We start from the raw sequence: 21,406 nt of genomic DNA on the forward strand, positions 1-21,406 counted from the left end.
TGATGGCAAGAGTGGTGATAATCGGACTGCCCGGAGACGATCAGCTCTATGTCGCGGACATCGACGCGGGAACCGTTCAGCCTATGCAGCCGCCGGCCTCCGGACCGCTGGCCTCGGCAAACGATCTTCGAAATGTCGGAGGGACGATCGTCAAGGACGTCAATCTGGCCGTTGCGGTCTCCTCCTCCGAACAGGCTTTCTCCGGCGTCTTCGACGGCTAGGTGGCAGGTGCGTCAGCAATGGAGCGCGCCTACCCTCCCGACGAGACCTATGAGCGGGTGCGTCCTTTTCTCAAGACGCTGGGGATCACCCGCATAGGCCGGCAGACCGGACTTGATCATATCGGCATTCCGGTCTGGTGTGCCTACACGCCGAACGCCAAGTCGATCGTCGTTGCCCAAGGCAAAGGGCTTACCGATGCTGACGCGAGAACATCGGCGGTCATGGAGGCGATCGAACGGGCTGTAGCGTGCGATCCGTTCCTGGCCCGCAACGATACATGCGCGTCAGCTCTAGCGGATGCCGGCGAGCGGGTAGATCTCCTCGTTCCGCTGATCGCCAAAGGCCAGCCCCCTCCCCATCAGACCGACAACATGACATTTGCTGCGGGAGAGGACCTACTGAACCATGGCCGGGTCTTCGTCCCGGTGGAAGCCGTCTCAATCGACCGGACGCTGTCGAACTGCCGCTACTGGCAGTCTTCGGATGGCCTTGCATCGGGCAATACCCGTGACGAGGCGATTGTTCACGGCCTTCTTGAGCGTATCGAACGCGATGCCCATGTCTTGTGGCAGGTTCTTCCTGAACCGAAGCAGCACTTAAGATGTCTGGCACCTGACGCATTTGACGACGAGAATGTAAGCTCCCTTGTCACAAGGATCGAAGATGCAGGTGTCATGCTGCGCATGTTCGACATGACAAGCGATGTTGGCATACCGTGCATCGGTGCCTTTCTTGCGGCCAAGACCGCGCTTGCGTCCCCGGCGCCGCGTTATATTGACGTGACTTTCGGCTGCGGTGCCCATCCATCTCCCGAGCGGGCAGCCATACGGGCGTTGACGGAAGCCGCGCAATCTCGTGTCACCTATATCAGTGGCGCGCGCGATGATGTGTTTCATGAGACATATCGACGATCGCTGCCGGAGCGATTGCACAGGCTGTTTGATGCCGATCCTATAGGCCGTCTGCCCTCGTCCGGCCCACAGACGCTTCCAGGAATCCTGACGAATTTGAAGGGGGCGGGTATAACTCAAGCGGTTGCCATACAGTTGAGCGCACCGGCACTGCCGTTTGTGGTCGTCAAGGTTCTGGTGCCTGGACTGGAAAATCCGCAGGGAGAGCGACGGCAAAGATTTGGCAATAGGGCGATGGCAGCGTCGTTCGCATTATGAAAGTCATCTTCGTCGGCCCAAGCCTTCCGGACGCGAGGCGTTTCGTTGCGGAGGATGTGATTATAAGACCACCCGCGACGCAGGGCGATGTCCGGCTGGCTGTCGATGAGGGTGCACGAGCCATCGGATTGATCGATGGCGCTTTCGAATATGTTGCCCCCGTCTGGCACAAGGAAATTCTTTATGGCCTCTCGAAAGGTGTGGCGATCTTTGGGGCAGCAAGCATGGGCGCCTTGCGGGCGGCTGAGTGCCATCCCTTCGGAATGACCGGCATTGGAGAAATTTTCAAAGCCTACGCGACCGAAACTCTGGTCGACGATGCGGATGTCGCGCTGCTGCATGGACCGGAAGAGCTTGGATATGTTGCCATCACCATCCCCATGGTCAACGTGGACGCGACCCTCGCCCGATGTTGCGCGGACGGTCTTGTCTCGGATCGGGAGGCGCGGTGGCTCAAAGAGATCGCCCGTTCCTTGTTCTTCAAGGTCCGCACCTGGAACACGATCGTGAGAAATTGCCCGCAAATCGGCAACACCCGCATCGAAGAATTGTTGCGAATTCTGAACGACAACTATGTCGATCAGAAGAAGGCAGACGCCATAGCCTTGATTGAAGCTCTGCGTCGGAGTGATGGACGTTCACCACCTCCGTCGTTCGTCTTCAACCAAACATCTCTTTGGGGTGACGGCTGACGTCATCAGCCATGCGTTGTGTCACGCTGATGTCACACCCGTCGCCCCCAAATCGTTTTACGCTGGGGCCTCAGTCGAGGGTGTGATTCATGGAATGTCTGGATTTTGAAGGCGTTGACAGGAAAGCAGAACTCGTCGCTTTGGCGAGATTGGTGATTTACGCGCGAGAGACCGCAAAGGGTCTCAAATCAATAGAGGTGGAGGCAGGGCTTTCCGTGACGCTCGAAGCGATCACCAGGGAGCTCACCGACAACATGGATATAGACGTGGGGGCGATCGAGCGATCATCCAAGACGCCGGGCCAAACTTACCAATGATAGGAAAAGATGCAGTATGGGGCGGCACGAAGGGCTCGACAAGCGGCATTGAGAGAGCCTGTCGAGCCCTTGCCGCAGTGGGGGTAACCGCTGGAGCGGCCTGCGGCAGTGGAACTGTCACGGTCGTGGGCTTCGTCCAGTTCAAAGAGCAAATTAAGCGAGCTGTGGACAAATTTCCACTACGGCGAGTAGCTTCACTGGGCCAGTCTCTCCAGCCGGGTAATCTCATCAGCGCACCGAATGAGCACGACAGCAAGCAGCTCCGGCGGAATCCTGTCAAGGTTGGCGAGGAGTTTCGGGAGGTCAGCCGTAAGATCTTGCGTCAACGGCACGACATTGGTGGAGACCGCCAACCGTTCGCGCTGATCGTCAATAGTTGTTGCTGCCCGTTCAATGAGACGCTGGGCTTCCAACCGAGACATCAGATGGATCTGGTTAGCTGCGGCAAAGAGTTCACGGACAAAGTCGGATGAAACTGGCATGAATGGAAGACTATCAGACGTAGCTTCGGCTGAGGAGAGCGGAACGGCCGTTAGGGTTTCAACGTTTTACAGGCAAGGGACCACCATAGGCCTGCGAGTTCATCCTCAAGGCGCGTGCCTTGAGGGGACGTGAGAGGTGTTGTTGACCCCTTCCTGTCTAGCCGTCCGACGGGCATTCGCCAGCACCGCGTTTGGGAATGGATTGAAGACCGCCCTTGCCCACGGTCACTCTAACGCTGCCCAACTTTTCCCCCGCGGTGGATGTCAGCCGTATTCCTTTGATGGACATCGGATCATAGGAACGCTCGTGGAGCGTGGCCTCGGAGAAGCTATGCGACCGAACTTTTCGCAAGATACGTCATCAGAGTTCCAGCGCATTTTGAGACTCATCCTCTTCGGATTGCTCGCCATTCTACTCTCGGTGATAATCTACGGCAGCGGTCTTGCGGCCAGGTCCCGATGCATCGTCAATGACCAAGTAACCAGCGAGAACGGCGAACGCTTCTATCACGCGCCATGGCAGCAACATTCCGAGCGGTTCCATTTCAATCCATGGCGTGCGGAACAAGGGTATTGTACGCCATCGGAGACTCACGCCGCGGGTTGGCGACCGACAAATGCGTGAGTACCTATGCGCTTGATGCCGGCTGCCGCGTAGATCTCAACTTAACGAAATACCCGCATCGATACGAGATGACGGGCCATGACGAACCGTGATCGCTGTATCGTCGCCATCGCTTTCCTGCTGCGATCATCGCGCACGCAGTGCGGATTTATTTACCCTTCCCTCTGAGCCTGCGGATGGTCGAGCAGTCCGTTCTGCACGAGGATCGTGGTTCCTCGAGATATTCGATGCCATTGAGGTTGCCTAATAAGCGGGTTGCGATTCGACAGCGTATTCTTTCTTCGGATTCGCCGAAATTCGAGGGAGTTTACGATGTCGCAAACTGAAACTACCCGCCTGACAACATGCCCGGCGAACCGCACGCGACGTAAGCGATATGACGGATCGGGAGTGGGTGCTGCTTCAGCCTTTTCGGCCGAAGCCCGTCGCTAGTTGTCGACGCCTCCAGGGCAGTGACGTCAGTTTTCGTGCTAACCCGGTAAAAACCAAGCCGGGGCCGGATTTCACTTGCCCATGCCGCATCACTCCATGACTGTGCTGGAAAAAGCCAACAAACCCTGGAAGACGTGCCTCCGACAGAATTTTGTCGAATCATTGCGAATTCGCCACAGGCCATTCAGTGCCTCAGCGACCGGATTGGATCACTCAAAATCTGCTCCACCAGGACATGCACGCGGCGGAAAGCCGCTTTAGCGGCCTCGGCCATTTCCATTTCATCGGCATCGGAAAGATCGAGCGCATTGAGGGCCGAAACAAAGGTGCGCCAATGCAGACCACGCCCGCTCGGATGCGGCGCGAGGTGACGGGCGCCGAATTCCACCGACAGGCCGAGCCTTGCCGCCTCCTTCAGAAGGAAAGCCGCGCCGAGGTTGGAGCCCTCGGCAACGTAGAGCCAGCCAAGCGCGACTGGTACCGTCTGAAGCGGAGCCGTGACGCGCGAAACCGCCGGCATCGTGCCACGGATATCGGCGATATCCTGGCGGAGAAGCGAAAGCCGCGCACGGCTGGCAAGATCCGGTAGCAGTCGGTTGAGCCGCGGGTCGTTGTAGTGCGGATCGACATCTGCGTGGAAATGATGCTGGACGTCCAGGAGCAGCGCATAGCGCTCACGGTCTTCAAATGGGTTCGCCGCCATGATGCGCTTGTCGAGGCGCTCATGCGTGGCGGCAGTAAGGGCATTGAGGCGCTGGGCCCGACTCGGGGTTGCAGGGGTTTCAAGTTCGATCTGCATCGTATTCCTTGTGTCTGGATTGTCAGAACTTGGCGGTCAGCATGGCCCGGATCGTCCGGCCCGGCGCGGGGTTCCAGCCGTCGAGAGCGTCGATGTAATAACGGTCCGTCAGATTCTCAGCCTGGAGATCGAAGGTGAGGTTGTCGGTGATCTTATAGGTCGCGAAAGCATCGACGACCGTATAGGGCACCCACATGCCCGTATACATGCGCGCGCCCGGCGTGACCGGCGAGAGACGATCCCCGGCCTGGGTGACGCGGATGCCGGCTGTCAACTTGTCATCGAAGAGCCGCGTGCCGATCGTCAGCCGCTTCATGATCTCGGGCGGCATGTGGTTCGCCGCATAGTCCATGTCGACCGTCGTGTCGGCGCAAGTCGAGGACGTGCGGCAGAACGCATAGTCGGTATAGTAGGTGAGCATTCCCTCAACGAACAGGAATCCGACGTCATAGGACACGGATGCCTCGACGCCGGAGAAGCGCGCTTTCTTGAGGTTGTCGAAGGTAAACACCGGCTGGCCGGGACCCGCATTCGACGGCACGCGAGAGATGTAGTCGAAGTAATTATTATCGAAATAGGCGAGCTTGATCCGTACCGAATCGTCCGCCGTGAAAATCCCGTCCCGGCTATAGTTGATCCCGATCTCCCAGTTCTTGGCGATCTCCGGCTTCAGATAGGGGTTCTCGATGACATTGCCGTCGTTGCCCATCGTCTCGCGCATGGTCGGCGGGCGCATGCCTTCCGCATAAAGCGCGTAGAGCTCGAACCCGTCGATGGGCTCGATGACCGCGCTGATGGAGGGATTGAGGCGACCACCGTCTCGCTCGCGCACGCCCGTTCGCGAGGTGACGCCGCCGTCTTCGAGCCGGTAATGGTCGTAACGCAGACCGGCATTGAACTTCAGCCAATCCGTTACCTGCCACTCACCTTGCGTAAAGGCGCTGGCGATCGCGCGACTGCCGACGCTCGGGTTCATTAGCACGCCGATGTCGGTCGCGTAGCCGCGGCTGCGGTAAGGCCGCGAATCGATATCTTCTAGCAAGTAGGAGACACCGTAATTGACGTTGAACTTACCATGGGCGGTATCGAACGTGCTCGCGTTGGATATGTCGCCACCATAGGTATGCGTCATGGCATAGCGCGGATCATCGCCCGGCGGGCGGGTCTCCGGCGTGATCCACGGCGGCAGGTAGAATGCGAGGCCGGTCGAGATGTTGGTCTGGTCGACGATACTCATCCAGGCATTGACCTTGAGGTCGACCATGTCGTCTGGATTGTAGCGGTAGCGGGCGGTGAAGGTGTCGGTCACCACATCGGAAAGAGCTGCCTGTCGGAAGGTCTGATCCTGAGTGAAGAGCAGCGATGGCAGCGCCTCGCCGAACGTGCTCTCATAGCGCACATAGCCGAGTTCGAGGCTCTGGTCGTCGTCGAGACGCAGCGTGCCCTTGGCAAGGAAGGACGTCGATTCGTCCGACGTATTGAACACCTCCTCGCCCGGCTTCGTATAGGAGAGCGGATAGTCGCGGCCATTGAAATGGTAGGTCGTGGGACCATCGGAACCGGCGAAATAGTTGCCGCGGTAGCGGCGTGCGGCGGCGATGATGAAATCGAAATTGTCCTGCACGGTGGCGAGCGCGACGCTGCCCGAGCCGTTCTTGAAATCGAAGAAATCAGCGGGCTCCGTCTGCTGCGTCATGGAGTTGATGGTGAAACCGGAGGTCGTGTTATCCTGCGCGCCGATCCGGATGCGGCCGCCGTACCGTTTGCCGTCCTCGACGATGTCGGTGGCGCTCAGCGTGCGGATGCCGACAACGCCGCCGTTGACGCCAGCACCGGCTGCCCCGCCCGAAGGACCCTTGGAAATGGCAACGCCGCCGATCAGGTCCGGATCGATGTAGGTGCGGTCGTCGACGCCGGCGTAACCGCGCCAGGTGGTGGTCGTCTGCTGCGTGCCGTCGATCGCAACACGGACGCGGTTCTGCCCCTGCAGGCCGCGGATATTGACGTTGACAGCGCCGCCATTGTGGTTGTTGGCGGAAATGACGCCTGGTGTGTTCTTGAAGACATCGCCGGAGGTGGAACCGCGAAAACGCGCGATCTGCTCGGACGAGATATAGCTGGTCGAACCGGCCGTTTCATAGGGCTTGTCGGCGGGATTGTCGCCCCCATTGCGAAGTACGATCGGTGCGAGCGTCGTATCGCCGCCACCGGGCGCCGCCGCATCCACGCCCGCGGCCTCAAGTGTAACGGTGTTGCCGCTGCTAAACCGGTACGAGACGCCAGTGCCGGAAAGCAGTTTCGCCAGTGCTGCGGCAGGAGCCAGCGATCCGGTGGCGCCGTCCGTCACCTTTCCCGCCGTGATCTCACTGCGATAGACAAGGCGCAGGTCGGTCTGACGCCCGAGGGCGAGAAGTGCTGTCTCTAGTGACCCGGCGGGAATGGAGACGGCCATCGCCCGCGACGGCATGCCTGGCGGCACAGCCTGTTGCGCGACTGCCGGCAGTATGCCGCCAAGCAAGGATACACCGGCAAGCGCAACCGTGACAGGCTGCCACAATATCGACCCAGCCGGACCAATTTTGACCAAACTCATTTCCACCCCCTGCACTCAAAGCAACATCCGCTCTCGCCGCGGTCCTGATGACTACGAGCAAAGGAAGGCCTCGCCTCCTGAGGTCGATTCTCAAAAAAATGATTTTTCTACTCAGTTTTTTCTCTGACAGGCGCTCCAGTCAGCGCGAACGCACGAGCGTGACCCAGCCCGCAAGCCGCGTGATACGGATCGGCAGGCTCTGCTCCAGTGCCCGAAGGATCTGGTCGATATTGCCCGCGCCGAACACGCCGCTGACCCTAAGTCCCGACGCCCGGTCATCGAGCACGACGATGCGGCCACGGTGATAACGGTCGAGTTCGGCCAGCACCTCGCCGAGCCGCTGCCCGGAGAAGACGAGCTTTCCGCTGCGCCAGTTCGTCAGGCCGGCGACATCGCCGGTGCGCGTCCTCAGACGGCCATTGTCGTCGAGTTCGGCCATGCCGCCCGCCTCCAGCACTGCGCGCTGCGATCCGAAAGTGACCGCCACATGCCCCTCTTCGACCATTACCTCATCATGCCTGCCGACCTTGACCGCATAGTGAGTGCCAAGCGCGATCGCCTCGGTTCGATCACCCCTAACGACGAAGGGCCGCGCCGGATTCGGCGCCACATCGAAAAAGGCTTCGCCTCGCAGGAGAATGATTTGCCGCCGCGTCTGGTCATATTTCACCTGGATGGCACTATCGGTGTTGAGGGTGACGATCGATCCGTCGTCAAGAGCGAACCGCCCGACCGTACCTACCGGAGTATGGAAGTCGGAACGATACCGGTCGATGACACCGGTTTCATCGGCCATGTAGCCAAGACAGCCCAAAAGAAGGAGCCCGGCGACGCCTGCGCCCGCAACGCGCCTGCCGCGATGGGGAGCGACGGATTTCGGCACCTGAGCGAGATCGCGCCAGAGGATGCTCATTTCTTCGAAGGCAGTTGCATGAGCCAGATCTTTCGCCTCCCAGTGCGCGAAACGCCGGCGATCTTCGTCCGTCGCGTCGCGCGAACTCAACCGGGCGACCCAGCCAGCCGCCTCTTCGGCAATAGTCTCCTCCCGTTCCTCGTCCGACATATCAGCCATGCACGCCCTTCTCGCAAGCCGACAGAGTTGTCTGACGGGCCTGACGGCACGCCATCAGCGCGCGGATGATATGCTTTTCGACCATGTTTCGGGAGACGCCGAGCTTTTCGGCGATCTCGCCATTGGAGAGCCCCTCCAGTCGGCTCAGCACGAAAACGACGCGGCACTTCGGCGGCAGTGCCAAGATCGTCTCGATCAATAAGGCCAGTTGCTGGCGCGCGGCGACCACCCGCTCGGGGCCTGGCGCCTCATCGGCAACTTGTGTCTGATCTAAGTCTTCGCAGAATAGCGCACTATCGCGCATCAGCCGCGCGGTGATACCGTGGGCGACGGACTTCGCCACCTGGAAGAGGTAGGCATGCGGATTGCGCAGGTCCTCCTTTGGCGCTGCCGTTAGCAGCCGCAGAAACGTCTCCTGTGTCGCATCCGCTGCATCCTCCCTGTTGCGCAGGCGCCGTAGAAAGAACCGCCGCAACCTGCCCTCCTCAGTCTGCTGCAACTGCTCGACAAGACTGATATCCAAACCTCAAACCTCAAGGCGGCACGAAAAGCTGATTGACCTGCGCTTAGATCCCCTCAAAAAGTAATTCAATGTCAATGATTTGGAATGAATCAAAGCTAACGCATAAAAAAGATGAGTTTTATAGTCATCTTTTTGTGCAAAATCAGCGGGTTGTCTACTTAGCCAACCAATAGGCGGGCAAATGTCGCTTCCTTCAATATGCAGGTGCCGTTGCATATTGGCAACGGTTTCGCCCGGGCCCGAAGAATGTCTCATGTCATCTACCAATGGGTTGAAACCGGCATTTACGAAGTCGCGGGCCAGTTCGATGCCCTGTGCCTGTGACAGCCCGTGCGGAATGGTGAACTCCGGGCCGTTCGCGATTGCTCCAAGGGTCGGGCGCATCCCCGCTTCACGACATGATTGACGCTGTCACCAACATTAATGTTAAGACTCCTTTAGGCAGCTATCCCCATTGTCGGATTCATTTCTTTTAGAGGCTCGGCGGCAGCGCGCATGCGCAAATTCATTGACTGGTTTTCGAGGCGCGGCGCTGAGAGCCCCAGTTCCCCCAAACGCCGCCGGATCGACCTCGGTTCGACTTCGCCCAGCTATCCGATCTATGTCATCGGCGACGTTCACGGCTGCGTCGACGAGTTGAAGGCGGCCGAAACGCGGATCATAGCGGATATGCAGGCAACGAAACGCACCGGGCTCGTCATCCTGCTTGGCGATTATGTCGATCGGGGGCCGAGCTCGCGCCATGTCCTTGAACATCTTATCAGGCCCAGCGAACTCGGCCTGAAAAGGCTCCCGCTATGTGGCAATCACGACGACATCTTCGCCAAATTCCTCAGGGAGCCAGAGCTCTATTCGGATTGGCTGAGTCTGGGGGGAGAACAGACCCTGATCTCCTATGGGATCGATCTTCATCACCTGAGAGCCCGCGGACGAGGCCGCAGTGCGGAACTGAGCGACCTCTTGGCAGAGGCAATTCCGGCATCGCACAGGCAATTTCTAGCCGACCTGCCAGTCTGCCTGAGCATCGGCGAACTGCTTTTCGTTCACGCCGGAATAAGGCCCGGCATCCCGCTCGACGAACAGCATGACGAGGATATGCTCTGGATCCGCGAACCGTTCCTCACAGAAGGGCCTCGGCTTCCGCTTCTGGTCGTCCATGGCCACACGCCACAACCTGATCTCGATCTCGGGCCAGGCAGGATCGGCATCGATACGGGCGCCTATTACACCGGCAAACTCACCATCCTGAAAATAGACGAAGGGCGCGCCACGGTGCTCTGAGCAATGGCGGGCCTTATGCCGGTTTTCGCCGATACCACCACGTCACAAGCGGCTTGACGAGCGAGCCGAAGAGGCCGAGACCGGTGATCGAAAAGCCGAAGTAAAGCCTCGGCGTTCCCCGGTCGATCGCTCGCACGATGCGCCTCGCGACGTCCTTTGCGGGCCAGGGCGAAGCCTTGCCTATGAGGGCCTGCGCCTCAGGCGGACGTTTTTCCAGTTCCCGTTCGAGCTGCGGCGTGAACGTATCGGGGGGAAAGCAGATCGCGATACCGACGCCTGTTCCTGAGGCCTCCATGGCAAGCGCCTCGGCAAAACCCGTCAGCGCCGATTTCGAGGCGCAATAGGCGGTGTAGCCATAGATGCCGATGAGGCCCGCGCCGGAGGATACGATCATGATGCGGCCGCGGCCGCGCCCCTTCATGCCCGGGTAGACAGCCCGGACGGCATTGGCCACACCGAGGAGATTGGTCGTCACCTGTTCGGCGAAGGCGCTGCCCGAGAGCTTTTCAAAGATCTCAGGTTCGACGACACCCGCTGCCGCGACCAGGATGTCGCAGGGTCCGAAATCGGTCTCCGCGGCTGCAATCGCGGCGGAAAGAGCGGCATCGCAACCGACGTCGGCCGCGGCGAAACCGATATCCGCCTGCACATCTCCCGGCTGGAGAAGGTCCTGGCAGGCCTCCTCCAGCTTTGCAGGATCGCGTGCGATAAGCGTCAGCCGCGCACCGCGGGCCGCATAAAGCCTTGCGACCTCCAGACCGATCCCACTCGATCCGCCGGTGACGATGACATGCATTTGATCCCGCTCGTCCGGAATTGGCATTAGGTTCAGGATTTGCCGGCCGCCTGCAGCAAAGGCGCAAGCTGCATCACCTTGTCCATGTCCAGTGAGGCTAGGCCGAAATTGCGATCCTGTAAATCTTTGAGCTTGCGGGCCGTGACCTCCACGGAATGACGGATCTGCTCTTCCGTATGGTTGCAGGTGATGAAAAAACGCAGCCTCGCCATACCTTCCGGCACCGCCGGATGGATGATCGGCAGGACGTTGATTCCCTCATCCAGCAGATCGTTGGAAAGCTGCACGGCGCGCAGCGAATCGCCCACGATCACCGGCACAACGGAAAAGCCGACGCTCAGGCCCGTGTCGAGGCCCGCCGCCCTGGCGCATTCGAGGAAGAGCGCGCCGTTGCGGTGCAGCCTTTCGGTCCGCTCCGGCTCGCTGCGCAGTATATCGAGGCCCGAACGCGCCGCGGCCGCCAGGACGGGCGCCAGGCCGACGCTGTAGACGAACCCACCGGCCTCCGCCTTCAGGATATCGACAAGAGCCTGGGAGCCGGCGATATAACCGCCGCAGCTCGAGGTCGTCTTGGAAAGCGTTCCCATCCAGATGTCGACATCGCTCGGGTCGACGCCGAAATGCTCGAACGTGCCGCGACCGCTCTTGCCCAGCACGCCGAGCGCATGGGCCTCGTCCAGCATCAGCCAGAAGCCGTAGCGAGAGCGCAGTTCCAGAAGCGCCGGCAGGTCGGCGATATCGCCGTCCATGGAGTAGACGCCTTCGACGATCACCAATATCCGCCGGAAATCGGCAGACAGCGTCCGCAAGACTGATTCCAGATTGGCGATATCGTTATGCCGGAAAAGCCGCCGGGTCGCCCCGGACTGCTTGATGCCCGCAAGCGCGCTGTTGTGGATGAACTCGTCATGGATGACGAGATCCTGCGGTCCCATGAGACAGCTTATCGCAGCAACATTGGTAAGATATCCGCTGACGAAGCAGACGGCGGCATCGACGCCGTAGACCGAAGCCAGGTCCTGTTCGAGTTCGGTATGAACCGGCCGTTCACCGGCGACGAGCCGGCTCGCCGAAGCGGAAATGCCGAACCGGTCGATCGCCGCCTTGGCCCTCTCCTTCGTCTGCGGATCACTATTCGTCGCGAGATAGTCGTAGGATGCGAAGTTGATGAACTGCCGTCCGCCCATGGTCGTGGTCGCACCGGCCGCCCCGTCGTGGGAGCGGTAGAAGGGATTGGCAACCCCCGTCAGGTCGCCGGCCATACGCTGAAGCTGAACACGCTGATATTCCGGCAACTCATCAAAACGCAGGGCCTGGCGTGCCGGAGGCTGAGACTGCCGGCTCAATCGTGCGGCCCGGTTGCGCCCGGACGATTCGCTTGCCTGACGCATCTTGTCCAACAGACCGCGTTTTCCCTCAACGCCGAGCCCTGAGGAAATTTCGTCGTCCGGACCTTCGTTCTTCACTGCGTCGCTGCTTTCTGCTCTCGGGAAACCGAATGGCTCTTCACAAGCCTGTCGACCACCTCGCTCTGGGCGGGGGACGCGTCTTCGGTCTCATCGTTGTGCTTCGACACGCGCTCACGCAGGCGCGTGACGACATCGCCGACGGTCGTATCGTCACCGACGCCGCTTAAAGGAATATCGAATCCCGTCTTCTGTTGGAAGCCCATGCCGAGTTCCATCGCCATCAGGCTGTCGAGACCGATCTCCTTCAGGACCTTTTCTGGCGTGATGGTATCTTCCGCCACGCGCAGGATCGCGGCGATCTCGGCGGCCACCAGATTATGAAGGATCTGCTGCGACTCCTCCGCCGATTTGCCGTGGATCATTTCCTCCAGATCGATCGTATCGCCGTCGGCCACGGCGCTGTTGCTGCCGGCCTGGCGGATGATCGTCTCGAAGATCGCACCTTTGGCGATCGGCAGCATACGCACGGCGCTCCAATCGACTTCCGCGATCATCACGGTGGCCGCATCGATGCTGCCGGTATCGGCGACCATGTAACGCTCGACCTGTTCCAATGCCTCGCGCGCCTTCATCGCCGTCTTGCCGATGCGCTTGGCAAGTATCTCGTTGACTTCGGCATTGCGGGCGAGGAAGCCCGTATCGGCGATCGCGCCGAAGCCAACCGCCAATGCCGGAAGGCCAGCGGCACGGCGCGCGCGGGCCAGGCCTTCGAGGTAACCGTTGGCGATGACATAGTTCGCCTGGCCCGGATTGCCGATCATCGTGGTGGCGGACGAGAAGAGCAGGAAGAGTTCGAGATCGTCTCCGGCGGTCAGGCGGTGCAGAACCTCGGCTCCCCTCACCTTCACGTCCACGACCGGCTTGTTGCGGTCGGGCGTCAGGTTGGCGAGAAGCGCGTCGTCGAGCACCATCGCCGCGTGGACGATGCCCTTCACGGGACCTTCGGACCGCAGGAGTTCCAGAAGCGAAGCAGTCGCGGCCTCGTCGGTAATGTCGCAGGCGTGCACGGTCGCATTGACGCCCTTCTTCTGCCATGCGGCGATTGCCGCATGCGTCTCGGCGTCCGCGACCCCGCGGCGCGAGCAGAGCGCGATGCGGAGCGCACCTTTTGCGACCAGCCAATCCGCAGCCACGAGGCCGAACCCACCGATGCCGCCGGCGACCAGGAAGACGCCGTCGCCGGAAAAGCGCAGCGGCTTGCCCGGCGCGGCAAGAACCTTGTCCCTGCCAATTGCCGGCGGCCGGACCACGATCTTGCCGATATGGCCGGCATTCTGCATCAGGCGGAAGGCGCTGCCGATCTCGTCATGGGCGAAAGCGCGATAGGGCAGCGGCGTCAGCTTGCCATCGGCAAACAGGCGCCCGATCTCTGCAAAAATCTTGCCGGTGACCTTCGGCAGGCTGACCAGAAGCTGGTCCGCATCGATGCCGAAATAGCTGATATTGCGGCGGAAGGGTCTGAGCCCGATCTTGCGGTCGGAATAATAATCGCGCTTGCCGAGCTCCAGGAAGCGGCCGAACGGCTTCACCAGTTCGATGCTGCGTTCCATGGCCTCCGAAAAGAGCGAGTTGAGCACCAGGTCAACGCCCTCACCGTTGGTGACGCCCCGCACGCGGGAAACGAAGTCGAGCGATCGCGAATCGAAGATATGATCGGCGCCCAGCGCTTCGAGGAACCGACGCTTCTCGACAGTGCCGGCAGTGGCGATAACGGTCGCTCCCTTCAGCTTGGCGATCTGCAGCGCCGCAAGGCCGACGCCGCCGGCGGCGCCGTGGATGAGGATCGTCTCGCCCCTCTCGATATGGCCGAGATGGACCATGGCGTAATAGGCAGTCAGAAAGGTGACTGGCACCGTTGCAGCGGCGCAAAAGCCCATCCGGTCAGGGAATTTCGTGACACCGTCACGGCGGACCCGGACATGGGTCGAGAAGGCAGCCGGCGCAATCCCCATGACCCGGTCGCCCGGGGCGAGATCGGTCACCGCCGAGCCAACTTCAACGACGCGTCCGGCCAGTTCCATACCGATCGTCGCGCCTGCGAAGCCGTCTTCGAGCGCCTCTTCCGGCAAGAGGCCCATGGCCCACATCACGTCGCGGAAGTTGAGGCCGGTCGCCTCGACCGCAATGACCACCTCGTGCTTGTCCGGCACCGGAAGATCGCATGCCTCCCAGGCGATGCTGTCGACGCGGCCGCTAACGAACTGACGGATGGTCGCCGCCGGATAATCGGAACGCATGACGTCGGAAGACGGGAACGGGCCGGCAGCGGCGCGGACTTCCCGAACGCGGTTGTCCACCACCATCCATTCGCGATTGGTCGTGGATGCAGCAAATATCTCTGCGGGAAGTGACGATGCAGTGATCTCGTCGGTTTCGGCATCCAGCAGGTGGACATCGAAGGCATCGTATTCGTTCTGCAGAACGCGGGCGAACGTCCACAGGCCGGCATTGGCTCCGTCCGTCCTGTCACCGGCAAGCGGAGAACCGCCCGGCGCGACGATCAGAAGCGTCTGCCTGACAGCCGCCGTCCCGATATTGCGGGAATATGCCGATAGCGTTTCCGCCAGAAGGCCCAGCCTGCGCAAGCGGTCCTGCGCAAGCGCCGAGGCGTCGCGGGCCCCCGTGCGCTCCGCAACATAGACCAGCCGGAGCGTCTGGCCTTCAAGGCGCGCGAAGGCATCGGCAAGCGCGGCCTCGTCGGCGTCGATATCGACGGCCTCGATCGCTGCTTCGTCAGCGGCGATGCTGCGATCGGCTTCGGAAAGCATGAGGATCGGAGTGGCGGCTTCGTTTGCGGCATCTTCCTGCGGCAATGCTGCCGATGTCGCCATCGCCAGGATGAGCGCGCCTTCCGGGTAGGCCCGTTCCTCCGCATGCGGCCTTTCGAAGCCGAGGGTGGCGATCAGGTCTTCCACCTGACGCGAAGCCCCAAGCCGGCCGATCGGGAATTCCGAAGGCTGGCTGCTTTCGAACCAGCCTTCCGATTGGCCGAATACGAAGTCGTTGAAGGCGGACGGCGCACGATCGGCAAATAACAGGGCAGCGCCTTTCGCGGATGCCAGCCGGATCGCCGCACGGACTTGCTCGTCGCTCGCCAGAAGTCTCTGGCTCTCGGTGCCCGCGGCAATCACCAGGTCGACAGTCGGCTGTTCGCCAAGCTTCTCGATCTCGGGAAGGACGACATGCACGTCATGCTCGAAGGCGATTTCGAGGGTCCGGCGCACGCCTTCGCGGGGCTCGGCGATGATCAACATCGCCCCCTTTTCCGCGGCGATCGCCGCCAGGCGGCGACTGAACGCCACGGAGGTCGTTCCGGCTTCTAGGATGGAGCGAACCGCGTCATTCCGTTCGGCAAGAGCCGCTTCAACCGCTTCGACCACGGCGGAAAGGCGTCGTTCAGCGAGCGGCGAATGCACCAGCACGTGGTCGAGCATCGCCTCGCTGGTCGTCTCCGCCTTTGCGACGCTTTCATCGCCACCGCGCAGAGAGGCGATGGAGAGACGTGCGAGCGCATCCCGATAAGCGTTTTTGACGAGCACCGCTTCCGCGACGCGGCCGGCATCTTCGCGATAGATCTCCTGCAGGATCTCGCTCACCGGCGGCAGGGTGAATTCCCGCGGGATATGCCATTCGCCTTCATCCGCCATCGCAATGCCCGCGTCTTCCAGAACGAACAGGCAATTGGTCAGGAAGGAGCGGAACTCCGCATCTCCCGGCAGACGGCGAGTGGAAATAACGCCTCTGTTATCCGCGAGCATGGCCGCGATCTCGTGACAGGCCCGGTAAATGGCCGCATCCAGAAGCAGCGTCGCATTGTCAGACGACTGGCCGCGTGCCGACCCGAAAACGGTGGCGAGGCCGGGCCGGTCTCCGCTTTCCGATGCGAACAGCGTCGACGGAACGGACTCATAGTGAAACGCGACAGAGGCCAAGGTGTGATGACGGCGCAGCGACGTGCGGCGGAAACGGCAATCGTCGAAGGTTGCGACGACGTTTCCCTCCGTGTCGAACATCCAGAACCGGACCTTGAGGGAAAATCCGCTGAACCGCTCGATCTCGATCATTGCCCTGGCGATAGGCCCGCCCGTGCCGGAAACGCGGATCGAACCGAAGCGCACAGGAATATAAGGCGCGCCCGTCTCATTGCCGGAAAGCTGGTCGAAAAGCGCCACAAGGCCGTGGAACGCGGCATCGACCGAGAATGGATTCAGATTGTATTCGACAAAGGGATGGGCCGGCGCCTCTGCCGGTTTCAGGTTCACCTCGACAAAGGTGCGGCCATAGGCGGTCGCACTGGAAAGAAGCTGGAAGCGGGCGCCATACTGGAGACCGAAGCGCTCTGCCGTCTCATAGGCTTCGCCGGAGGTCACGACCGTACCCTGTCCGCCTTGCGGCAGTTCCATCGGCACGCCGTTCTCGCCGTCGACGGGGCGGCGCGAGCGTGCGATCGCATGCACCGTCCAGTCGTCATGGCTCAGCCTTTCGCGCGAGCGAATCTCGATATAGCCGGTCTCCGGCGACAGCAGGGTCGACAGCTCGACCATGCGGTCCTGGCGCAGTTCCAGCGGCCGGACGATCTCCAGATTGGAGATTTCGACTTCATCTGTGCCGTGATAGCGCTGTGCCGCCGTGACGGCGATCTCGATAAAACCGCTGCCCGGCAGGATGGCGCGCGAATCCACCACATGCTCGGCAAGGTCCGGGAAAAGCCGCGCATCGATATGATTCTTCCAATGCGGGGCATTGGGGTCGCTCCGCCAGCCGAGCAGCGTGTAGGGTTTTCTGTTGTTGCGCCCGAAAACATCGATTTCGTCGGTTGTCGGCGGGCTTTTCAGCTCGATCGGCTCGAACGGCAGGCTCGGCAGATCGACGGAGGCGTTGCGCTTGCCGCTGTGGCGTGACTGGAGCGGCGAAGCACCGTGGGCGACCGCGCGCGCGAAGGATTGCGCGACCGGGTCCCGGCCCGGCATCGGCGCCTCGCGCTGCAGCGTCGCGCTGACGACGGCCTGGACGGACTGATGCTTGGCGATATCGCTCAGATAGTTCGACAGGATCGGGCGCGGCGAAATCTCGATGAAGAGGTTGCAGCCCATCTCCATCGCCACCTGGGCTGCCGCCTTGAACAGAACCGGTTCGCGGACATTGTGCCACCAGTATTCGGCATCCAGCCCACGACCATCCTGAATTTCACCGGTCACAGTCGAGATATAGGCGCAGGTCCCCGTTTCCGGCTCGATCTGCGGCAGGTCGGCGAGGAAAGCGTCTCTAGCCTCGTCGATAATCGGATGATGGAACGGATAGTTGATGTCGAGGACGTGGGCGACGATCTGCGCCTTGCGGGCCGCATCGCGGAATGCATGGATCTCTTCGGTCGGACCGGAAATCGTTACCGAATTCGGCGCATTGATCGCCGCAACGCAAATGTTGTCGAGGCCCTGCGATTTCGCAAAGGCGCGTGCGGCCTCCTCGTTCAGGACGACCGCCGCCATCTTGCCCTGGCCGGCGAAAATATCCTGATACTTGGAGCGCTTGGCAACAATTGCGACCGCCTCGGCCGCCGTCAGGGCCTTGGCCGCATAGGCAGCTGCAATCTCGCCCACCGAGTGACCGAAAACCGCGTCCGGTCGAACGCCGAGCGCGACCAGGCAATCCGAGAGCGCGGCCTGGACCGCGAACAGCAGGGGTTGGGCGATCTTGGTATCGCCAAGCCGAAGCGCAAGATCCGAAGCCTCGAGGAGGTCGGTGAGCTTTTCCCCGAGGTGATATTCGAAGAGAGCGCTGAAGGATTGGAAACACTGCCGGAAATGCCGGTTTTCCCGGTAAGCCTCGACGCCCATACCCGCCCATTGAGCACCATTGCCGGAAAAGACGAAGGCGATTTTCGCAGTCTGAGCCGGCGCCTCGCCGCGCTCACCCTGTGAGGCCTCGCCAGCGAGGTGGGCCTCGATCGCCGTCAGCACGCCTTCGCTGTCCCTGGCCTCGACGGCGAAGCGATGGCGCAGGATTTCCCTGTTGGCGGCCGTGGCGCTGATGATGCGGCGCGCCTGCTCGGGCTTGGACATGGAAAGACACGTCTTGTAGTCTTCGAGGAGCCTCGACAGCGCCGAAACGGTGTGGGCGCTCGCGACAAACAAAGAGCCTTCCGTTTTAGGCGTATCGAGAGGCGCCTGCCGCTCCGGATCGCTGATCACGACATGCGCATTGGTTCCGCCGAAACCGAAAGAATTGACACCGGCGAAACGGGCCTCCTTGGCCGGCAGCAGTTTCACCGCTGATGTGTTGACTCGGACGTTCAGGCTATCGAAATCGATATCCTCGTTGACCTTTTCTATATGCAGTGAGGCCGGCAGGAAATTTTCCTCGAGCGCGATCATCGCCTTCAAAAGGCCGAACAGGCCGGATGCGGGCTCGGTATGGCCGATATTCGTTTTGATCGACCCGATCGGAACCGGTGCACGGCGGTTTTGCCCGATCACCGTACCGATCGCCCATACTTCAGCCGGGTCGCCGACACGCGTGCCCGTGCCATGGCCTTCGATAAAGGCGAGACGGTTCACATCGATCGCATTGTTCTCGTAGATCGAATGCAGGAGCGCTGCCTGGGCTTCACGGGACGGCAGGCTGATAAAGTTCGTGCGGCCGGAGGAATTCACTGCAACCGCATGCAGACGCGCATAACTGCGATCCTGTTCAAGCCGCGCCCTGTCGGACCGGCGCAGTACGATCGCGACGCCACCTTCCGAGCGTACATAACCATGACCATTGGTGTCGTAGGCACGGCAGAGCCCTTCCGGCGACAGCATGCGCGCCTGAGCAAAGCCCACGAAGGACAGCGGGTGGACGAGCAGATTGACGCCGCCGACGATGGCCGTATCGATATCCCCCTTTTCAAGGGCAGCGGCGGCCTGATCGAGTGCAACGAGCGAGGAGGAACAGGCCGTGTCGATCGTCATGCTCGGCCCCTTGAGGCCGAAGACATGCGAGATACGGTTGGAAACGATCGACAGCGTGTTGCCCGTCATGAAATACGGACTGCCGGAGGCAGGGTCTTCCGAGATCAGGTTGCCGGCTTCCAGGCTGGAAGCCCCGATATAGACGCCGACACGCTCTTCCGAGAGCTTGCTCCAGGGCAGATTCGCGTCTTCCAGCGCCTGCCAGACCAGGTTGAGAAGAACACGCTGCTGCGGGTCCATCTGCATCGCTTCGCGTTGCGACAGACCGAAAACTGCCGGATCGAAGGCGTAGATATCGTCGAGAACACCGGCGGCAAAGGTATAGGTCTTTCCGAGAACGCCCTGGGCCGGGTGCCAGAAGCGGGCACATTCCCAACGATCATCGGGAATCCGAGTGATTGTGCAGCGCCCCTCACTCAGAACCTTCTGTAGCTCCTGTACAGAATTTGCGCCTGGGGCAACGCAGGCCCTGCCGATGATTTCGATCGTCATGGTCACTCGGTGTTCGTCACATTTACCGTGGCAAAGCAGTCGCGCCATCTCGCCAGATGACTCTAACAACACACTTATTAAGGGTTGTCACGAAAAAAACTGCATATATTCAACCTTTCGCATAAAACAGGCATCGCCTATTCATACGCCATTTGCACAACAAAAATCCACATGCAGCATCAAAAGCCGACGAATCCTGTCCGTGACTGGATAGATCCGAAAAATTATTCCACTCACTCTAGGCTGTGAACAGCCTAGTCACTGATCCGCTCGAGATTGTAGGCGACTCCCGCCCCTTGCGATGCGATGCCGATCGGTGCGCCGATGAGCGCCAGGAATTTCCGCAGATCGACGGAAGTATGACGGGATGCATAGATCACGTCACGGTTCTTAACCGGGAAGGTCTGCCCCACGAGCAGGCTATCCGGGTGGGTCATGTCGAAACTATAAACGATCGGATAACGGCCCAGCCTATCAGGCTTCATCCCCTTGGTCAGCAATTCGTTGAAACGTTGTCTGCCGAGCAGGCTCATCACGATATCCGCTTCCTCATAACGGAAGAGGAAATAGCCCTTGGCGTCAACCGCTGCATCGTTGCCGCCGCCGCCAAGCGCCACGGCTTCAAGCAGGTTGAGGTCGCTGGCTCCGAAATTGATGCGGGCGTTCGCCCTGACAGCACCGAGCAGAGTAAAGGTCCGCGGATCGCGGGCTACGAAAATCTGATCCCCCGGCTGGACATAGATGTTCTCGCTCGGATTATCGATGACCGACGACAGAAGCGCCGTACCCGTCCTTTTGCCGCGGACAAGCGTGACATAGGTCTCGTAGGGCTGGCCGCTGGGACCGCCCGCCTTGGCAATCACGTCGGTGATCTTTTCTCCGACCAGGCCAAGCGGCACTTGCGAGGAACTCCCCACAGCTCCCGAAACGGTGACCTTGCGCGATGCCGTGTTGACGCTGGAAACAATGACGTCCGGCTCGACGGCTCGGCTCCTCAATGACGAGAGAATCTCCTGCCGAGCCTCCTCAAGCGTCTTGCCTGCAAAACGAATGGAACCGACATAGGGGATGGCCGCCGTACCATCCTGCTGCACGACGACATCAAGACTGGTCTGTTTCGATTCCGTTGTGGAAAACAGGCCATCGGCCCCCGCTTCGAAGATGCTGATCTTCAGTTGGTCCCCCACACCGATGACCGCACGGCCGGCGCCGCCGCCAAATCCGAATCGGCGATTGAGAGCCGTGGCGATATAGTCGGACACAAGCTTTGCCGTTCGGTTGTCGACATTGACGATGTCGAATACTGCCGCATCGATCCGTCCGATCTGGGTGGGAGATTGACCTGCATCCTTCTTGATATCCGCCGTCAAAGGTCCTTCACCAGGTACGGCCTGGCAACCCGCCAAAACCGCACAGATCATGATTGCAGTCATTCGAACCAAATTCGATACTCCAAGTCAGGCCCATGTGCCCAAAGGGCAACGCGGAC

15 protein-coding genes and 1 pseudogene are annotated in these 21,406 nt (G+C 60.7%); 6 read left to right on the top strand and 10 right to left on the bottom strand.

The genetic code is table 11. From position 1 onward, the window contains the following. Window positions 1–2: 2 nt before the first annotated feature. The 4 genes from J2046_RS08570 (at window position 3) to J2046_RS08585 (ending at window position 2,400) form a co-directional block, all read left to right on the top strand. A complete protein-coding gene (locus J2046_RS08570) occupies window positions 3–221 on the top strand; it encodes a hypothetical protein (RefSeq protein ID WP_210050919.1) in 219 nt (72 codons plus the stop codon). 18 nt (window positions 222–239) lie between these two features. Further along, window positions 240–1,391 carry a YcaO-like family protein gene (locus J2046_RS08575; protein ID WP_210050920.1) on the top strand — a complete coding sequence of 384 codons (1,152 nt, stop codon included), beginning with the start codon at window positions 240–242 and terminating at the stop codon, window positions 1,389–1,391. Beyond that, window positions 1,388–2,083: a TfuA-like protein gene (locus J2046_RS08580; RefSeq protein ID WP_210050921.1), complete on the top strand. Its 696-nt coding sequence runs from the start codon at window positions 1,388–1,390 to the stop codon at window positions 2,081–2,083. Before J2046_RS08575 ends, J2046_RS08580 begins: the two co-directional genes overlap by 4 nt. An 89-nt stretch (window positions 2,084–2,172) precedes the next feature. Next, the gene (locus J2046_RS08585; protein ID WP_210050922.1) at window positions 2,173–2,400 is read left to right on the top strand and encodes a hypothetical protein; all 228 of its coding nucleotides are present in this window, start codon (window positions 2,173–2,175) and stop codon (window positions 2,398–2,400) included. A gap of 194 nt (window positions 2,401–2,594) precedes the next feature. On the opposite strand, the gene J2046_RS08590 is transcribed toward J2046_RS08585, so the two are convergent. After that, entirely contained in the window at window positions 2,595–2,882 is a 288-nt protein-coding gene (locus J2046_RS08590; RefSeq protein WP_210050923.1) for a hypothetical protein, read from the bottom strand. 720 nt (window positions 2,883–3,602) lie between these two features. Between J2046_RS08590 and J2046_RS33770 the strand changes: the two are divergent. Further along, window positions 3,603–3,692 (top strand): annotated as a pseudogene (locus tag J2046_RS33770) (IS6 family transposase); the annotation flags it as partial. 431 nt (window positions 3,693–4,123) lie between these two features. Here J2046_RS33770 and J2046_RS08595 read toward each other — a convergent pair. From J2046_RS08595 to J2046_RS08615, 5 genes are all read right to left on the bottom strand, one after another. Beyond that, window positions 4,124–4,738: a biliverdin-producing heme oxygenase gene (locus tag J2046_RS08595; RefSeq protein ID WP_210050924.1), complete on the bottom strand. Its 615-nt coding sequence runs from the start codon at window positions 4,736–4,738 to the stop codon at window positions 4,124–4,126. A 22-nt stretch (window positions 4,739–4,760) separates the two neighbouring features. Then, window positions 4,761–7,331 carry a TonB-dependent receptor domain-containing protein gene (locus J2046_RS08600; RefSeq protein WP_210050926.1) on the bottom strand — a complete coding sequence of 857 codons (2,571 nt, stop codon included), beginning with the start codon at window positions 7,329–7,331 and terminating at the stop codon, window positions 4,761–4,763. Between the two features lie 139 nt (window positions 7,332–7,470). Beyond that, window positions 7,471–8,403 carry a FecR family protein gene (locus tag J2046_RS08605; protein ID WP_210050927.1) on the bottom strand — a complete coding sequence of 311 codons (933 nt, stop codon included), beginning with the start codon at window positions 8,401–8,403 and terminating at the stop codon, window positions 7,471–7,473. Further along, complete coding sequence (locus J2046_RS08610) at window positions 8,396–8,926, bottom strand: RNA polymerase sigma factor (RefSeq protein ID WP_210050928.1); 531 nt, start codon at window positions 8,924–8,926, stop codon at window positions 8,396–8,398. Before J2046_RS08610 ends, J2046_RS08605 begins: the two co-directional genes overlap by 8 nt. Window positions 8,927–8,929: 3 nt before the next feature. Then, on the bottom strand, window positions 8,930–9,310 hold the full coding sequence (locus J2046_RS08615; RefSeq protein WP_210050929.1) for a hypothetical protein: 381 nt from the start codon (window positions 9,308–9,310) through the stop codon (window positions 8,930–8,932). A gap of 111 nt (window positions 9,311–9,421) precedes the next feature. On the opposite strand from J2046_RS08615, the gene J2046_RS08620 reads away from it, so the two are divergent. Beyond that, the gene (locus J2046_RS08620; protein WP_210050930.1) at window positions 9,422–10,207 is read left to right on the top strand and encodes a metallophosphoesterase family protein; all 786 of its coding nucleotides are present in this window, start codon (window positions 9,422–9,424) and stop codon (window positions 10,205–10,207) included. 13 nt (window positions 10,208–10,220) lie between these two features. Here J2046_RS08620 and J2046_RS08625 read toward each other — a convergent pair whose 3' ends face one another. The 4 genes from J2046_RS08625 to J2046_RS08640 all read right to left on the bottom strand — a co-directional run bounded on the left by J2046_RS08625 (window position 10,221) and on the right by J2046_RS08640 (window position 21,359). Next, complete coding sequence (locus J2046_RS08625; protein ID WP_210050931.1) at window positions 10,221–11,003, bottom strand: SDR family oxidoreductase; 783 nt, start codon at window positions 11,001–11,003, stop codon at window positions 10,221–10,223. A gap of 32 nt (window positions 11,004–11,035) precedes the next feature. Next, complete coding sequence (locus J2046_RS08630; RefSeq protein WP_233469661.1) at window positions 11,036–12,394, bottom strand: aminotransferase class I/II-fold pyridoxal phosphate-dependent enzyme; 1,359 nt, start codon at window positions 12,392–12,394, stop codon at window positions 11,036–11,038. A 71-nt stretch (window positions 12,395–12,465) separates the two neighbouring features. Continuing rightward, window positions 12,466–19,917 carry a type I polyketide synthase gene (locus J2046_RS08635; protein ID WP_210050932.1) on the bottom strand — a complete coding sequence of 2,484 codons (7,452 nt, stop codon included), beginning with the start codon at window positions 19,915–19,917 and terminating at the stop codon, window positions 12,466–12,468. Between the two features lie 254 nt (window positions 19,918–20,171). Beyond that, the gene (locus J2046_RS08640) at window positions 20,172–21,359 is read right to left on the bottom strand and encodes a polysaccharide biosynthesis/export family protein (RefSeq protein WP_210050933.1); all 1,188 of its coding nucleotides are present in this window, start codon (window positions 21,357–21,359) and stop codon (window positions 20,172–20,174) included. Window positions 21,360–21,406: the final 47 nt, after the last annotated feature.

It is taken from the genome of Neorhizobium petrolearium, assembly GCF_017873175.1.
In the GTDB taxonomy this organism is placed as follows: Bacteria; Pseudomonadota; Alphaproteobacteria; order Rhizobiales; family Rhizobiaceae; genus Neorhizobium; species Neorhizobium petrolearium.

What these genes read in the sequence shown, in the direction of transcription:
- J2046_RS08630 (WP_233469661.1), bottom strand. Translation starts at nt 12,394, where the DNA reads ATGCGTCAGGCAAGCGAATCGTCCGGGCGCAACCGGGCCGCACGATTG.
- J2046_RS08585 (WP_210050922.1), top strand. Translation starts at nt 2,173, where the DNA reads ATGGAATGTCTGGATTTTGAAGGCGTTGACAGGAAAGCAGAACTCGTC.
- J2046_RS08595 (WP_210050924.1), bottom strand. Translation starts at nt 4,738, where the DNA reads ATGCAGATCGAACTTGAAACCCCTGCAACCCCGAGTCGGGCCCAGCGC.
- J2046_RS08590 (WP_210050923.1), bottom strand. Translation starts at nt 2,882, where the DNA reads ATGCCAGTTTCATCCGACTTTGTCCGTGAACTCTTTGCCGCAGCTAAC.
- J2046_RS08635 (WP_210050932.1), bottom strand. Translation starts at nt 19,917, where the DNA reads ATGACGATCGAAATCATCGGCAGGGCCTGCGTTGCCCCAGGCGCAAAT.
- J2046_RS08615 (WP_210050929.1), bottom strand. Translation starts at nt 9,310, where the DNA reads ATGCGCCCGACCCTTGGAGCAATCGCGAACGGCCCGGAGTTCACCATT.
- J2046_RS08580 (WP_210050921.1), top strand. Translation starts at nt 1,388, where the DNA reads ATGAAAGTCATCTTCGTCGGCCCAAGCCTTCCGGACGCGAGGCGTTTC.
- J2046_RS08620 (WP_210050930.1), top strand. Translation starts at nt 9,422, where the DNA reads ATGCGCAAATTCATTGACTGGTTTTCGAGGCGCGGCGCTGAGAGCCCC.
- J2046_RS08570 (WP_210050919.1), top strand. Translation starts at nt 3, where the DNA reads ATGGCAAGAGTGGTGATAATCGGACTGCCCGGAGACGATCAGCTCTAT.
- J2046_RS08600 (WP_210050926.1), bottom strand. Translation starts at nt 7,331, where the DNA reads ATGAGTTTGGTCAAAATTGGTCCGGCTGGGTCGATATTGTGGCAGCCT.
- J2046_RS08575 (WP_210050920.1), top strand. Translation starts at nt 240, where the DNA reads ATGGAGCGCGCCTACCCTCCCGACGAGACCTATGAGCGGGTGCGTCCT.
- J2046_RS08625 (WP_210050931.1), bottom strand. Translation starts at nt 11,003, where the DNA reads ATGCATGTCATCGTCACCGGCGGATCGAGTGGGATCGGTCTGGAGGTC.
- J2046_RS08605 (WP_210050927.1), bottom strand. Translation starts at nt 8,403, where the DNA reads ATGGCTGATATGTCGGACGAGGAACGGGAGGAGACTATTGCCGAAGAG.